Annotated in this window: 14 protein-coding genes; 3 read left to right on the forward strand and 11 right to left on the reverse strand. The window is 36.0% G+C overall.

Features of this window, described 5'->3' with window-relative positions:
• Positions 1-217 precede the first annotated feature (217 nt).
• Entirely contained in the window at positions 218-409 is a 192-nt protein-coding gene (locus tag KO509_RS05755; protein WP_215972338.1) for a hypothetical protein, read from the forward strand.
• Positions 410-544: 135 nt separating this feature from the next.
• Here KO509_RS05755 and sigX read toward each other — a convergent pair whose 3' ends face one another.
• The 3 genes from sigX to KO509_RS05770 are packed head-to-tail and all read right to left on the reverse strand — an operon-like array spanning position 545 to position 2,182.
• Positions 545-1,075: an RNA polymerase sigma factor SigX gene (gene sigX / locus KO509_RS05760; RefSeq protein ID WP_215972339.1), complete on the reverse strand. Its 531-nt coding sequence runs from the start codon at positions 1,073-1,075 to the stop codon at positions 545-547.
• A gap of 16 nt (positions 1,076-1,091) precedes the next feature.
• The gene (locus KO509_RS05765; protein ID WP_252727414.1) at positions 1,092-1,919 is read right to left on the reverse strand and encodes a mechanosensitive ion channel domain-containing protein; all 828 of its coding nucleotides are present in this window, start codon (positions 1,917-1,919) and stop codon (positions 1,092-1,094) included.
• Positions 1,916-2,182: a hypothetical protein gene (locus tag KO509_RS05770; protein WP_215972340.1), complete on the reverse strand. Its 267-nt coding sequence runs from the start codon at positions 2,180-2,182 to the stop codon at positions 1,916-1,918. The genes KO509_RS05765 and KO509_RS05770 overlap by 4 nt, the downstream gene beginning before the upstream one ends.
• 277 nt (positions 2,183-2,459) lie before the next feature.
• Between KO509_RS05770 and KO509_RS05775 the strand changes: the two genes are divergently transcribed.
• A complete protein-coding gene (locus tag KO509_RS05775) occupies positions 2,460-3,017 on the forward strand; it encodes a hypothetical protein (protein WP_215972341.1) in 558 nt (185 codons plus the stop codon).
• Between the two features lie 66 nt (positions 3,018-3,083).
• Here KO509_RS05775 and KO509_RS05780 read toward each other — a convergent pair whose 3' ends face one another.
• Genes KO509_RS05780 through KO509_RS05795 form a run of 4 tightly spaced genes read right to left on the reverse strand, consistent with a single transcriptional unit; the run spans position 3,084 to position 9,876 of the window.
• Positions 3,084-4,109 (reverse strand): zinc-binding dehydrogenase, encoded by a 1,026-nt coding sequence (locus KO509_RS05780; protein WP_215972342.1) that lies wholly within the window; start codon positions 4,107-4,109, stop codon positions 3,084-3,086.
• Between the two features lie 14 nt (positions 4,110-4,123).
• Positions 4,124-5,539 (reverse strand): TolC family protein, encoded by a 1,416-nt coding sequence (locus KO509_RS05785; protein WP_215972343.1) that lies wholly within the window; start codon positions 5,537-5,539, stop codon positions 4,124-4,126.
• Entirely contained in the window at positions 5,536-8,685 is a 3,150-nt protein-coding gene (locus tag KO509_RS05790) for a multidrug efflux RND transporter permease subunit (protein ID WP_215972344.1), read from the reverse strand. Before KO509_RS05790 ends, KO509_RS05785 begins: the two co-directional genes overlap by 4 nt.
• Positions 8,686-8,694: 9 nt before the next feature.
• Positions 8,695-9,876 carry an efflux RND transporter periplasmic adaptor subunit gene (locus KO509_RS05795; RefSeq protein ID WP_215972345.1) on the reverse strand — a complete coding sequence of 394 codons (1,182 nt, stop codon included), beginning with the start codon at positions 9,874-9,876 and terminating at the stop codon, positions 8,695-8,697.
• A gap of 131 nt (positions 9,877-10,007) precedes the next feature.
• Between KO509_RS05795 and KO509_RS05800 the strand changes: the two genes are divergently transcribed.
• Positions 10,008-10,946, forward strand: coding sequence for a LysR family transcriptional regulator (locus KO509_RS05800; RefSeq protein ID WP_215972346.1), 939 nt, complete (start codon positions 10,008-10,010; stop codon positions 10,944-10,946).
• A gap of 245 nt (positions 10,947-11,191) precedes the next feature.
• Here KO509_RS05800 and purT read toward each other — a convergent pair whose 3' ends face one another.
• The 4 genes from purT to KO509_RS05820 form a co-directional block, all read right to left on the reverse strand.
• Positions 11,192-12,367 carry a formate-dependent phosphoribosylglycinamide formyltransferase gene (purT, locus tag KO509_RS05805; RefSeq protein WP_215972347.1) on the reverse strand — a complete coding sequence of 392 codons (1,176 nt, stop codon included), beginning with the start codon at positions 12,365-12,367 and terminating at the stop codon, positions 11,192-11,194.
• 315 nt (positions 12,368-12,682) lie between these two features.
• Complete coding sequence (locus tag KO509_RS05810; protein ID WP_215972348.1) at positions 12,683-12,898, reverse strand: hypothetical protein; 216 nt, start codon at positions 12,896-12,898, stop codon at positions 12,683-12,685.
• A 95-nt stretch (positions 12,899-12,993) separates the two neighbouring features.
• Positions 12,994-15,189 carry a cytochrome c3 family protein gene (locus KO509_RS05815; RefSeq protein ID WP_252727415.1) on the reverse strand — a complete coding sequence of 732 codons (2,196 nt, stop codon included), beginning with the start codon at positions 15,187-15,189 and terminating at the stop codon, positions 12,994-12,996.
• A gap of 437 nt (positions 15,190-15,626) precedes the next feature.
• A complete protein-coding gene (locus tag KO509_RS05820; RefSeq protein ID WP_215972349.1) occupies positions 15,627-16,310 on the reverse strand; it encodes a lactate utilization protein in 684 nt (227 codons plus the stop codon).
• Between the last annotated feature and the right edge of the window lies 1 nt (position 16,311).

Below are 16,311 nucleotides of genomic sequence, written 5' to 3' on the forward strand. Positions count from 1 at the left end.
GCACTATTAAGGCGTTATTTATCGTTCATATTTTACTTTTAAGCTGTATACTCCGCTTAGTTTAATATTAATGACAATAAATTAATTAATATTGTGACTTTTACGTTTATTGTTCGTTATACCCCTAGAAAGTAAATTTTTTATTCCTCTTACTTTTTCAGTTTACATTAAAGTTCACACTAAATTTTATCAAATCAGATAGATAACAAGGAAAGAAATGAAAAAAATGAGTTTACGAACGCGTCAGTTTATTAATGATAATATAAAAATTAATGCTGCAGCCTCTTCTTATCCACAACGAATTGTAGCTCCTGGCGCTGTTAACAACATAATTAAAGCAACTGAGCCTACTTTAAATAGCCAATCACCAACCTTAAATCACTCCAGACGCCTGAAGATTGATAAGTAAAAATTGTCTCTGTGTTGTTTGCCAAAACCTTATAAATTGTTAAATTCAAATTAGTTCAAATATAGGTTTTGGCTATACCTTTATTATGGTAATAAAGGTATTTTTGACGTATATGAAAAACTCAAAGATATGCTATTACCTTAACTTCCCTTTCAAAAATTCGATAATCCTTTTATGTCGCATTTTTATAGCAGATAACTTTAAATTACAGATATCTGCTATTTCTTGAAACTCTAATTCAGTACGATAACGCAATAACATTATATTACGATCTTCAAATGATAAGTTTTTCATTAAGGCCGATAGTACCGCAGGTAAATCTTCATAATCATTATTCTCTACGACTAAATTATCCAGGTACTCATCATCGTTGATCATGGCATCCCAACGGCGGTCTCTTATTTTATTAATACATTCATTGTGTGCAATTTTAAATAACCATGCTTTAAAAGACCCAACCCACTTAAAGCTTTTCAAGTGAGTTAGAGCCTTAATAATTGTTTCTTGCACAACATCTTCTGCATCAGACAGGTTGTTCAGCAGTTTCGCACAATATCCTTTTAAAACAGGCAAATATGGTGTGATTAATTGCTGAAACAGACGCGTATCGTAAGGCAGACTTTCTTGCACTAAAGCAACAAGCTGGCGTTCGGTAAGGGTACTCAAAAGTTAAAAAACCTAATTATTGTTTAGTAACTTTATTCGCTAATAAAAAGGTATTAGGCACTGTTGTTATCGATTCATTTTCACCCATAACTTTACTTGCGACACTACCAATAGAAGCTAACGTTCCTTTGATATCTTTTACTTCAATGTTATCGCCTACTTGATACATTTCTCGTAAATAAACTCCGGCTACAATTTCTTGTGCCATTGACTTGGTTCCTATTCCTAAAGAAATAGCGGCAGCCAAACCAACACTAGCAATAACAACGGTCATAATGTTGTTAAGCAGAGATACATCAATATCAAGTTGAGTGATTGATAACGAAATAGTGATAACAATAATAATACCACGACATACTTCAGCAACAGAGCGGCCATAATCAACACCTGTATTCTTAGCTGCTATTTTTACACCATTGAAAACGATCTGCGCAACAAAAAAGCCACAAGATAATACGGCGAGTGAAGCAAGTAACTTAGGTAAGAATAAAACTAATGTATCGATTAAACCTGAAAGTACTGTTAAACCAACAATATCTAATGCCGCTAATAAAAATATTAACAAGAAAAATATTGAAATAAGACTAGAAACAATTTGGCTACCAGTAACCGTTACTTCCATTTTTTTCAATAAAGCATCTAAACCAAGTTTATCTAAAAAGGTATTAAAGCCAATTTTGATTAATGTTTTATTTAAAAAACGTTTAATCATTGAAGAAATCATCCAACCAACCAGTAAAAAAACAATGGCAACAATTAGGTCTGGTATAAAGGTGACAACTTTATGCCAAATAACCATAAAACCGGTATATGCTTTATCTGTAATGTTTTCAGTATCCATCATTTGTTCTCATCATTTATCGTGTTAGTGTTTATCGTCTTTGGATTTGCTGCTACTTTCTTAAATATTGGCTTTAGTATTTTCATAAATATGCTAACAAAAACTATCCAAATAGAAGCCATACCCAATGTAATCAGGTCTTTAGAGCCTTGCTGGTTATTCATAGTTACTGTGGCGCGCTTAAATAGCTCATCATCTGAAGTATTAAAGGCAAATTCACTATCACGCTTAAGCTCTAATGCTATATTCTTTTCTATATTTTTCATCTTTTCCTCTAGCAATAATTTTTATCGCTTTACCTTATAACGATTGAGTCGCTCAAAAGTCACATTTAAATTTATATATGTTTAATTTTTATCCTTGTATACCTATCTATTACTGATTAAACCAGTGCATTCTACTTTATTTAAGTAATTTTTTATTACCTAAACATAAATAAAATTTTGTGACTTTCTAAAGTTCTATCCGTTATAGCTCGGTATGTCGGTTTTATTAAACGATAACTACTAACACGCCCTTTAACACTTTCGACTAAGATGACTCATGAATAACATTAATATCAACACCCAAAATCAACAGGGAAATGTTTCAATTAAGACTATTTCTAAAGATAATTATGAAGAGAATGGAGGCTTACTAGCGCCGGAACAGTGGGAAAAAAGAAACAGTAATATACTCCCCCCTTATTGGTCTGATGATTATGCTTTTGCTCTGCACAAGGGATACCAGCAATATTTATTAAAAAACAAAGAATATATTGAACAGTCTTCTTATGAGCTGTTACTTAATGATACTGAAACACAACAAGAAACATCATTTACTAGAATATTTGTTACTTTTCAAAAAAAAATGGATCGAGGTAATTTACAGCTGGTATTAAAAACACATCAGACAGATGAAATTACGTTATGTGACATAATAGATCTTGAAGAACAACTTACTAATTCCAAGCGTATTATTAATCAACAAGTTGATTTTGCTCGTGCCTTACATGCAAAAATACCTGACTTTTGTATTGCGCATGGTCAGCAGCTTTTATTGCGTATTACAGGAGGATTTCTCCTTAAAGACAACATCCTTGTTTGTTCTAAATCACTATAAACGCCACTTTTAAACTAACTCTACCTTTACTTAATTAGATGCTTAATATGTTGTTAAGCTGAATATCTACCCTACTTTTATCACTTGTTTCCCCGTAAAACCGCCATTAATTTGTGTATGTAATGCGTAAGAAACATCTTTTGCAGAAAAATTCACTAAGGTGACTTCAGGTGTATGAACACTATTTTTTGCCACAGCATCAAGTAATTCATTACTCATAAACCCCATTTTTTGCTGAGCACATAAACTATTGCTTAACCATGCCCCTGCTAAAGAAATAATACCAATATTTGGTGCTTTCCTGAACATAAGTGCAGGCTCTAAAAATGGTAAGGGTTTCAAACAAGCAATACGACCACAAAAGCGCATAAGTTCGATGTTACGAGCGGTAAATTCCCCACCAAGTGAATCAAGCACAGCATCAAAACCTTCGGGTCCTATCTCTGAACTTATTTTCTGATGTAGCTTGTCATCCTGTGAATCAAAAACAAAATCAGCCCCTAATTGCTTTACTAATTTATGATTACGTTTAGCTGCTGTTGTAAAGACATCAGCCCCTAAGCTTTTAGCAAATTGAATCGCAAATTGCCCTACACTGCTAGCACCTGCATCAATAAATATTACTTCACCTTGTGTAACTTGTAACTTTTTCATGGCGATTAAAGCCGCCATTCCTGAGCATGGTAATGTTGCGGCATCACTACCGCTAATATTATTGGGAACAACTGAAACAGCGAAATTAGGTACGGTAGCATAATCACTTAATATACCTTGTTTTTCTATATTGGCGTGCCACATAACACGGTCGCCAACATTAGGAAATAAGCCTTTCTTGGCTTCTACAACAGTGCCTACAGCGTCAAACCCTATAGTATGAGGGTATTGCCAATCACAAAAACCAGTTTTAACTAATTCTGCATCAATAGGATTCAAACCTACATATTCCACTTTAACTAACAGCTCTTGTTCACCGCGTATTGGAAGTGGAATTTGAACCTCAGATAAAGTTAATTCATCATTAGGTTTAACAAGTACAATTGCTCGCATCGATTTAGGTAGGTCAATTATGTTTATTTCGTTGCTATTTAACATGAAACACTCAAATATTATAAGGTCTTTAAACCATAACTCCATCGACCATTAAACGCTTGGTAAGCCTTTACTTTCGCTAATGATGAAGTGATCTTGGCATTAACTGCATTATCTTCTGCTATTAAAACATCTTGCCGCGCATCTAACAACGCTAAGTATGGAATTTGTCCTTCTTGATACATCGCATTAGCTTGCAAAAATGCTTTATTGGCAAAGCTATAACGCTGATCGGCATACCCTTTTTGTGCAATACTTTTTGATAGTAAACGTAATGAAAGTTCACTGTCATTAAGTGCGCCCAATACTACTTTTTGGTATTCATTATAGGCGGCTTTACTCAAGTATTGTTGTGCATCACGTTGCGCTAATAATGCAGGATAGCTTAATAATGACCATTCGATTTGTGGTAAAATTTGCCATTGTTGCTGTGTATTACTTAACGTATTAGTACCAAGACTTACAATACCCACAAAGGCGTCTAAACTAACATCAGGTAACAATGCTTTACTTGCTACAACACTTAGCGAATTAGTTTGGCTAAACTCATATAACGCTCTACTAATATCAGGACGTAAGGCGATAGCCTTATTAGGTTCAGCTAAAGCCACAGTAAAAAGTGTATCTAAAATAGTTTGCTCGTCTTCTAGTATAATATCACCACTAAAACGCCCTGTTAGCATAGCTAAAGTTGATAAATCTCGATATTGCGCATAGCTTACATCAGGTAATAACGCCTGTTGTTGACTAAGTTGCGCATGTGTACGATTTAAATCAAGCTCACTTGCAATCCCTTCTTGCACGCGCGCTTCAAGTACATCAATACTTTGCTCTAGAGCAGTAATCTGTAAATTAAGAATTTTTTCCTTCTGTTTATTACCTTGATAGCTGATATAACCGGTGACTACGGCAGATACTACTTCAATTCGTAATGCTCTTAACTGTTCAGCTTGACTCATAGCTGACGCATTAGCCGCGTCAACCAATGCAGTGATTCGACCGAATAAATCAAGTTGCCAATTTAACTCTAAATTAGCTGATGATTGACGAGTAACATCATCAGCTAAACCTGTACGTTGAGCACCAAGATTCACGCCACCTTGTGGAAGGTACTCAGCTTTTTGCGCACCTAATTTTGCCAGCGCACTTTTCATTTGTAATTGACTGGTCTTCAAATCGTAATTACTGGCTAACGCATCGTTAACCAGTTTATTAAGCTGAGCTGAATGCAATTGTTGCCACCAGTTTATTTCATCTTCACTGGCTAAATGCGCTGCAACATTTGTTTCTGCAACAAAAGCTTCCATTGATTGCCGATAGTTTTGTTCTTCCACTTTACTAGCACAACCAGACAACACAGGGGTAATTAAAATAACACTAACAGCTAACTTATGGGCTAATTTGCACCTAAGCTTATTTGTTAAGTTAATCATGACTCCCCCTTTCCTGTTCTTTGTTTAGGTGCCGTCAGTAAAATATAAAATACCGGAGTAAATAATAAACCAAATACCGTTACTCCTATCATGCCTGAAAATACAGCATTCCCCATCGCATGTCTCATTTCAGCGCCAGCGCCTGTCGCTAACACTAATGGCACAACACCGGCGGTAAATGCAATGGAAGTCATTAATATTGGACGTAAACGTAATCGGCACGATTCAATAATTGCGTCGAAGTGAGATAAGCCTTGTTCATGCTGATCTTTAGCAAATTCCACCATCAAAATCGCATTTTTAGAGGCTAGCGCGACCAGTACAATTAATGCAATTTGAGTAAATATATTATTGTCTGATCCTACTAACCAAACACCTAACAACGCTGAAAAGATAGTCATAGGTACAATTAATATAATCGCTAATGGTAAACGTAAACTCTCATATTGCGCAGCTAATACCATGAAAACGAGCAGTACCACTAAAGGGAATACATATACCATAGTATTACCAGCCAATATTTGTTGGTACGTTACCTCGGTCCATTCATACGTAATGTCTTTTGGTAGTACTTCTGCTAAAACTTTCTCTATCGCTGCTTGCGCTTGATCTGAACTATAACCAGGTGCAGGGCTACCATTTAATTCAGCACTTGGATAACCATTGTAGTGCATAACACGATCAGGTCCGGTGGTTGGCGTAACCGTTAATATTGAACCTAATGGCACCATATTACCTTGGCGATTACGTACTTTTAAGTTAAGGATTTGCTCAGGTACTTGACGAAATTCAGCTTCAGCTTGTGCTTTCACTTGATAAGTACGACCAAACATATTGAAATCATTAATATAAACAGAGCCTAAGTATATTTGCAATGCATCAAAGACTTCATCTAACGGTATTCCTTGAATTAACGCTTGTTCACGGTCAATTTCAATATCCATTTGTGGAACTTGAACTCGAAAGCTCGAAAACAGCCCCATTAAGGCAGGGTCTTGTCTTGCTTTGTTAATCACACTTTGTAAACTGTTAAATAATACTTCAAAACCTTTGTTGCCACGGTCTTCAATTTGTAATTTAAAGCCACCCGTTGTTCCTAAACCACGAATTGGTGGTGGTGGGAATACCGCAACAAACGCTTTATCTATTGCCATAAATTTTTGATTTAACTGTGCAGCAATCGCCATAGCCGATTGACTAGGGTCTGTACGCATATCAAAAGACTCTAATGGCATAAATACAATGGCACTATTGGGACTATTGGTAAAACCATTTATTGATAAACCAGGGAAAGCAGCCGTATTAGCAACACCTGACACTTGTAGTGCAATCGCTTCCATTTCTTTTACAACAGCTTCTGTACGGTCAAGACTTGCGGCATCAGGTAACTGTGCAATGCCCACTAAATACTGTTTATCTTGTGCAGGAATAAAACCACCCGGCACTGTATTGAATAACTGCACAGTGCCACCAACTAGAATAATATAACCGGCAATCGCAATAACGCTCATACGCATTAATTTTTTAACTATCTTTTGATATCGTTTACTCGCACGATCAAAAAGGCGATTAAAAGGAGCAAATAACCAAGCACCAAACAGTTTATTTAATATTCGCGTTAACCTGTCTGGTTTGCTGTCATGTGACTTTAACAATATAGCGGCTAATGCTGGCGATAACGTTAATGAATTAAAGGCGGAAATGATCGTTGATATAGTAATAGTTAACGCAAATTGTTTATAAAACTGACCTGATACTCCACTAATAAAGGCTGTGGGAATGAATACAGCACTAAGCACTAAAGCAATGGCAATAATAGGCCCTGTTACTTCGGTCATTGCAACTTTTGTCGCTTCCAACGGAGATAAACCTGTTTCAATATTACGTTCAACGTTTTCAACAACGACAATGGCATCATCCACCACAATCCCTATGGCGAGTACTAAACCGAATAAAGATAAGGTATTGATAGAAACACCAAGCCAATGCATCACAGCAAAAGTACCTATTAATGAAACAGGTACTGCAATTAATGGAATAATTGACGCACGCCATGTTTGTAAAAAGAGTATCACTACAATCACAACAAGCACTATCGCTTCAATTAACGTTGTAATAACCGCATCGATAGAGTCACGTACAAAAATAGTTGGATCATAAACAATATCGTATTCAACCCCCGCAGGGAAATCTTGAGATAAGCGCGCCATGGTTTCACGTACTTGATCTGACAATTCAATGGCATTAGAGCCTGGACGTTGGAATACTGGGATAGCAAGTGCAGGTTGACTATCTAACATAGCGCGCAAAGAATAAGAGTCTTGTCCTAATTCAACACGTGCTACATCTTGTAAGCGTGTAACTTGACCTTCATCGCCTACCTTAATGATCACTTGTTCAAATTCTTCAACGTTATCAAGCCGCCCTTTAACATTCAATAATATTTGAAATTGGCTATCATTAGCAGAAGGTTGAGAGCCTAAGCTACCCGCTGCAACTTGCTGGTTTTGTGAGCGTAACGCACTGATAACGTCTGATGCAGTTATTTGACGCGAAGCTAAAGCATCAGGATTAAGCCATACGCGCATTGAAAATTGACCACCACCAAATAATCTAACATCACCAACACCCGCTAAACGGGCAATTTGGTCTTTAATATAAAGATCTGCATAGTTAGACAAATAGGCCGTGTCGTGAGTTTTCTCTGGTGAGAATAGATGCACAACCATGGTTAAATCAGGTGTCGATTTTTCAGCAACAACACCTAGTCGTTGAACTTCTTCTGGCAAACGAGATAATGCACTATTAACACTATTTTGTACTTGTACTTGAGCTCTATCAAGATCAGTACCCAGTGCAAAGGTTACGGTTAAACTCATTCGGCCATCACTTGTCGCTTGAGATGACATGTACAACATGTTCTCAATACCATTTATTTCTTGCTCAAGTGGCGTTGCAACAGTTTGCGCAATAACTGACGGATTAGCACCAGGGTAACTTGCTGTAACAACAACCGTTGGTGGCACTACTCCAGGATATTCACTAACAGGTAATTGAAAAAGCGAAATACTGCCAGCAATTAGAATTAACATCGACAAGACCGCTGCGAAAATAGGTCTTTGTATAAAAAAGTGGGAAAATTTCATTGCTAATTCTTACTCTTGTGACGTTAGCTGTGCCGTTAAATTGGCATCAGCAATAGGTAATAAAGTAAAAGTAACACCTGTACTATCAAGTATTATAGTGTTTGGGGAGATAGTCATACCAGGACCAACTCGGGCAGGACCATTCACGGCAATAACATCGGTTGCAACTAAACCAGCGTTAATCGCTCTATAGCTACCGTAGAGTTCACCGACTTGAATTGCCTTATATTCTAGAATATTGTTTTCGCCTACCGTTAAAACAAAACGGTTTTTTAAATCAGTACCAATAGCGCGATCAGGCACAATAATTTTATCACTTATACCATTAGCCGCTAATTTAATGCGAGCAAATGAACCGGCTCTAAGTTGACTTTGATTTTCATTAAATACAGCTCTTACACGTAACGTGCCTGTTGCTGAGTCAATCTGATTATCAATAAAATCAATGTAACCTTTAAAGGCAAAATCATCCTGTCCAACTTTTTGCATGACAACTTGCTGCTTATCATTAGCGGTAACATCAGAAAATGATCTATTCCATGTACGCTCATCTACGTCAAAATAAGCATACATTGCTTTATCTGACACAATACTGGTAAGCACACTTTGTCCTGCAATAACGTTATTACCTTTAGTAATACTGGCACGAGAGATTATTCCATCAATTGGTGAACGAATAGAAGTAAACTCTAATTCAAGTTTTGCAGCGATTAACTGTGCCTGTAAAGCATCAAGTTGTGCTTGGCGTTGACGTAAAGTTGAAGTACGTGATTCAGCTTGCTCTGTTGATATAGCTTTACGTTCAGTTAAACGTATAGCGCGTTTTTCTTCGCTTTTTGCTTGTTCTAATGCCGCTTCAGCACTATCTTTTTGCGCTTCTAGGCTAGCAACGATAGCTAAGAAAGGACGATCATCTAATTGAAAAAGTAGATCACCCTCTTTTACTTTTTCACCTTCATTAAAGGCGATATGCTCTATAACACCAGACACACGTGGCTTTAAAGCAACTTGTTCAGGTGCTTCTATGCGTGTGGTATAGGTGTGCCAATTTTGTACAGGTTTAACAATAACATTTGCAACATCAATCGATTGTAATGGCGCCTGTTGTTTTTGTGCGTTCGGCTCTGGTGAGCAACCGGCTAGTGTTAAGATAGCAATAGTAATAACTATTGAGATTAGATGTTTGTTCATGTTAACTCCTATGGTGATGTGGCCGCAATTTTATGTAATTTGTTTAGTGACAAAAAGAATAGTTTTTACATTTGATTAGTGCCAAAATGGCAACAATAGAGTTAAATCGTGATAATCAATGGGGATAACTAATGGACACAACGAGTCGATTATTAATGTTACTTGAGGTGGTAGAGCAAGGTTCTTTTATCAGAGCAGCCGAAATACGCAATATAGATCGTTCTGTTATCTCTAAACAAATTAACCGTTTAGAAGATGAGTTAGGCGTAAGACTACTTAATAGAACCACACGTTCATTCTCATTAACCGCTGCTGGCTCTGAAATGATAAAAAAAGCAACAGAATTACGAACGCTATTGGGTGACACCGTACGTATTGCAGAGAACTTTCATTTAGAGCCACAAGGGTTACTGAGAATTACCTCAAGTACTTTATTCGGTAAACGTTACTTACAACCAGTGATTAATGATTTTCAAAAACGTTTTCCACAAGTAGAAGTTGAATTGAATTTAAGTGATCGCTTAATGGATATTGTCTCAGAAGGGTTTGATTTAGCTTTTCGTGTCGGCGAGCCCAAAGATTCGTCACTAATTGCCCGACAAATTGCTCGAAATCGTTTATTGATACTGGCAACACCCGAGTTTATTAAAAATTATGGTATGCCTAGTACCATGGAGGATTTAGCTAGATTACCAGCAGCGACCTATGCTGGCGCATCTTTTAGAATTGACAGTGTACATTATTATGATGAACACGATCAGCTACAAGAGCAGAAACTTAAAAGTGTGTATAGAGCAAATGATCCTGAAGTGTTACTGATGAAAACACTTTCAGGTACTACTTTTATTATTGCGCCAGCGTTTATACTCGCTAACGAAATAATGGAGGGTAAATTAGTTCCTTTATTGACCAATATAAAACTAATACAGTTCGGGGCAATTTATGCCTATTATCCCCACCGAGATCTTCCTGTTAGAACAAGGTTATTTTTTGATGCGGTACGCGAATATATAGGCAAAGAAATACCAGTTTGGGAACAGGCGATTCCAAATTTTGAAGATATGTATTAAAAATAACAAAATATTATTTTAATGCCTTAGCTCGCTCATCGATATAGATGTAACCCATTGGAATTATTTAGGATACTTCAATAGCTCTAACATAAAAATCTGCGTCAGAGATAGAGATAATGTTCAATAACAACAAGCTTTCTAGCCATTCATATAAACATTACCCTATCAGAAGATCGTTCATCTCATTAAATTCACCGTCCATATAATAACCGTAAATATCAAGAGAATTATAGCACTTTACTTTAAAAGTCTACTTTAACTTTATTTGCAGTATTCACTGCTATTTCAATTGCTGTTTCAATCGACTCTGCACGTTTTAAAATAACACCTAAGCGACGTCTTCCATCAATTTCAGGTTTACCAAATAAACGAACTTGTGTTTGAGGCTGAGCTAATGCATCTTCAAGGCCTGAAAAACGAATATCTTTTGAGGTACCTTCACGCAAGATAACCGCTGAAGCACTTGGACCATATTGCTCTATTTGATGAATAGGTAAACCTAAAATCGCACGAGCATGCAAAGCAAATTCAGATAAATCTTGTGAAATAAGAGTGACTAATCCAGTATCATGTGGCCGTGGTGATACTTCACTAAAAATAACATCATCACCTTTAATAAAAAGCTCAACACCAAATAAACCGCGACCACCTAGAGCTTCAACTACACTCTTAGCCATTTGTTGTGCTTTTTCAATAGCCACAGCAGACATAAGTGCTGGCTGCCATGACTCTCGATAATCACCGTCTTCTTGTCGATGACCAATCGGAGCACAATAATGTATGCCATCTTTAGCATTAATCGTTAATAGCGTTATTTCATAATCAAAATCAACAAAACCCTCGATGATAACTTTTCCTTTACCTGCACGACCGCCTTCTTGTGCATATTTCCAAGCAGTTTCAATATCATCATTTGAACGAATCAGTGATTGGCCTTTACCCGACGAACTCATAATAGGCTTAACAACACACGGTATTCCTATTTTTTCAATACCGGCAGTAAACTCTTCATACGTAGCAGCAAATATATATGCTGAAGTAGCTAACCCTAACGTTTCAGCAGCTAAACATCGAATACCTTCTCTGTTCATTGTTAATTGTGTTGCTCTAGCACTTGGCACAACATTGAACCCTTCTTGCTCAAGTTCAGCTAACGTGTCTGTAGCAATCGCTTCAATCTCAGGAACAATAAAATGAGGACGTTCTTTCTCTACTAAAGCACGCAATTCTGTACCATCAAGCATGTTAATAACATAACTTCTATGAGCTACCTGCATACCAGGTGCATTGGCATAGCGGTCAACACCAATAACTTCAACACCCAAGCGTTGTAATTCAATAACAACTTCTTTACCTAATTCTCCGCAACCTAACATCATTACTTTTGTAGCTGATGCTGAACAAGCTGTACCTAACATTAATACCTCAAATATTTATAGTAAGTTAATTAAAAAGATCATAACTGAAGTTGTGTATTCACCCTAGTAAAAATCTCTCATTTAATACTAAAGATAATAACAGCATCATATAAAGTAATTTGAAACTATACATCCTCCTACGGAGTATGTTTACATTGAATTATCAATAAATAGTTAATTTATGATCTGAAACCAATTAAATCCATTAAAGCTTAAGTGGTTTATTTTAATGATTAATAACGGTTTATTTAGACGGTGAAATTATTAAAGTAATGTTGTTATATAACCTACATCGTTAATAATGAGAATAATAGCCTATTTCTTCACGCTAATGTTTTCAAGTAATTTAATAATTGTATGATTTTTATTTAATTGAGCTAAATCAATAAGGTAGCTTTTTTCAATATCGAGCATAGGTTCGTGTGATAGCAATTCCCTTACTAATTGATCTTCACCATTGACTATAGCGGTTTTTAAGGCCGCAAAATTGGCTATCCCTGGTTTATTTCTATCGGTATTATCAGATCCCATAAGTCGTACTCCATTAAATAATTCAAGAATGAAATTCAAGCATAGTCTTATGGCTACAAATTACCAGTGCTATACCTGATAAATATAGGTGATTATTAATTATTTATAAACCAATTATAATCGGCTCTCGAATTAAGCTTCTGTGATAGATACAAGCCTAATTCTTTAAGCTGGGTATTATTTTGGTAATTTGGAATTAACGCCTTTAGTTTATCTAAAGCATCCTGACTTTGCCCTGCTCCATCTAATGCAAGCACATATGTATAAGCATACTCAGGGTTACTTGGCATAAGCTGCATAGATTTTTTAAACAAAGGTAACCCTTTATCTAAGCGTTTTTGGCGAACAAAGTGTAACCCATAAGAATAATGCAAAGCAGCTGACTTAGGATTGAGTTTAATACCTTTTGACAGTACCGATGCTACCTGAAATGACTTCTGCTGAGAGCGATATATATCAGCTAAATTAATATAACCCGTTTCAAAATAAGGCTCTATTTTAATTGCCTTTTTGAAGGCCTCTTCAGCTGCTGTTTTTCTATTCATCTCAAGAGCTAATATGCCTTTATTCGCCATACCTTCACCACGCCAACTATTAACATCATTAAAAATAATTAATTCTTTAAATGCTTTATCAAAAAGAGTTTGATTGAGAAAAAGTACATCGCCTGATAATAAACTACGTGCAGTAGCAATTCTTACCGATTTATATTTATCTTCAAGTAAAGGGCTGAGTTGATTAACTCTGTCCTGTGATGGCAATAAAGTTGCTACACTTGCGGCACTCAATCTTATTAATGCTTCATCATGAGATAAGTACGGAGCCAACTCAGCTACACTAATTGTAGTTGTGGTGTAACTTAGTAATTGAATAGCAGTAGCTCGACTCATAATATCAAGTTGTTCATCTGCCATAATAGATAAATGCTGTTGTAATGAAATACCTTGACCCCTATTTAATAACATCAATAAGTGCTTACTTGAAAGAATAGCTTTAGGCTTACCATGCCATTTTTCTAAAGTAGCACTTGCCCATTCATTAGACTTCTCTTCATGGCATTGTACACAAGCATTTGGCGTATCGAAGGTTTCAGATAAATGTGGACGAGGTATTTTGAAGCTATGATCACGTCTATCATCTACACCCATATAAGTGTTTTCAGGCATATGACAATTTACACATTGAGCACCTGTAGAGTTTTCATTATGTTGATGATGTTTTTTAACGTTATAAACTTCAGCGCCATGACATTGTAAACATAAGCCATTGCCTTCAACTTTTAGTTTCATCGTATGTTTATCATGGCAATCTAAACAGTTTACACCCTCTTTATACATTTTGCTTTGCAAGAAAGAACCATAAACATAAACTTCTTCTTTAATTTGGCCATCAGCATAATAGTTAGGGCTAGCGGTAAAATTAGGTGTAAATTGATCTAGAAAAGGTATATTTGCTTTAAAGCCGTCGGTTAATGGGGCTCTAAGTGAATGACATGCAAAACAGTTATCCATAAAATCGTTATTACGTTCACCACCTTCCCAATGAGCTGTTTTATCGCCGATGCTTCGTAACCATCGACCTGTAGGATGATTGATAGATGTAACGCTAGCACGTACTTCCGCTTTCTTTGGTGTTTTCATATGATCGGTCATATCCCCATGACAAGATAAACAACCTACATTGATATTATCAAATTCAGTTTTAAAGGTATTATCTTGACCATTATAGTTTCTAACCAGTCCATCAGAATGACAATCTGCGCACATGCCGTTCCAATTTTGTAATGGCTGTCGCCAATGTAGTCTGTCTTCTGGACGTATTTCTTCATGACTATAGTTGTGATACCAACGCTGTCCACCTTCTTCTTTACTTCTAGCATCCCAAGCAAATGGAAGTACATGCAACCTTCCAGGCTCAGTTTCAACTAAATATTGCTGCAATGGTGTATAGCCAAAAGTATATTTTATTGGATAAGTATCCACGTTATCATCATAAGAAACAGTAACTTGATAGCTATTGTCTTTAATGAAGAAGTGAGCTTTCTGACCATAATGTTCAACATTTACACCTGAAAAGTCAGCGATTACTGTCGTGCTATCTGCAATCGACATGGCTTTAGAATGATCTGAATGTGTCCATTCTTGTTCAGACTGAGCATGACAGGAAGTACAGGTTTGATTTGATATAGGTGCTTTCTTTTGAAAATCATGACCACTTATTACTGCTGACTGTGCGGAAGCAATAAACAGAGAAAACACAAATAAAATAGTTACTACATTTTTAATATTCAAAATTTATATTTACCTTAAAAAGCTTACTTATTTATTAAATTAACTTCGTAATAATTTTTTTATTATACGGCTTAATGTTCAGAAAAAACGTGCTACAACTCTTACTTATTAAGTTACCAATGTTGAGATATCATATTGATAAATTGTGCTAAAATTTTATATGAGTATTAAATAATAAGATTTATTAAATAGTTCAACATCCTTTCTTTTCGGCCAGCTCATTAAGCTTTATCACTATTTATACCTAACCAGCCACTACAGTACAATAATCAAGCTGCAACTATAAATATTCTTTCTCTTACCTCATAAGTTATAATATTTATCGCCTCCCTTTGCCTAAATATTTTTATCCTCAAATATTAATAACTGACTTATTTTTAATAAGAATAAATGAGGTAGCCGACAAAAAATAATAACTCACATTATTCAATCTGACGTTATTCGTCTTCAACAATAATAATATGTAAAACTTCAGGTCCGTGAGCACCTTTAACTAATACACCTTCAATATCCGTTGTGCCACTAACCCCTGATATTAAACACATATTTCGTGGCGTTTGTTTTTTCTTAGCCATTTCATTTGCGATAAGCGCGTAGTCATCCATGTAGTGAAGTATTTTTGACTTAGGTATAACGGCAATCAAATACAACGGAAGGAAGTTAAGTAAAATAGGCATTTCAGGACCCGAATGTGCAACAAACGAACCGGTTTCAGCAACACCATATTCCGCCCAACATAAACCCACAGTGTTATCGTTTACAATATCGATATCTGTTGTTATACCCTGCCAGTTTAATTTATTTAATGGTTCAACACTCTGGACTTTAAGTTCAGATGGTAAAGCGTTTTTATTAAAAAACTGCTTTACCGAATGAGGTAACATATCAAGGGTCGAAATTTTCTCGCAGGTTGTTCCTATAACTAAACCCGCATCAATTCTTAACATTAATGCTTCAGTTGCGTCTGCAGACATTAATTGAGGACGCGCAAATTCACTCTCTTTTAAAAGCTCAAGTGCTTCATCTTCAATAGTTTTAGCATCGGCAGTGATAGTTGGTTTTGCAGCTTGAATAGCACTAAATATTTTTTCTCTACTCATATCACTTATTTGTTTATTCATG

The sequence above is a fragment of the Colwellia sp. C2M11 genome (assembly GCF_018860915.1).
Classification (GTDB): Bacteria; Pseudomonadota; Gammaproteobacteria; order Enterobacterales; family Alteromonadaceae; genus Colwellia.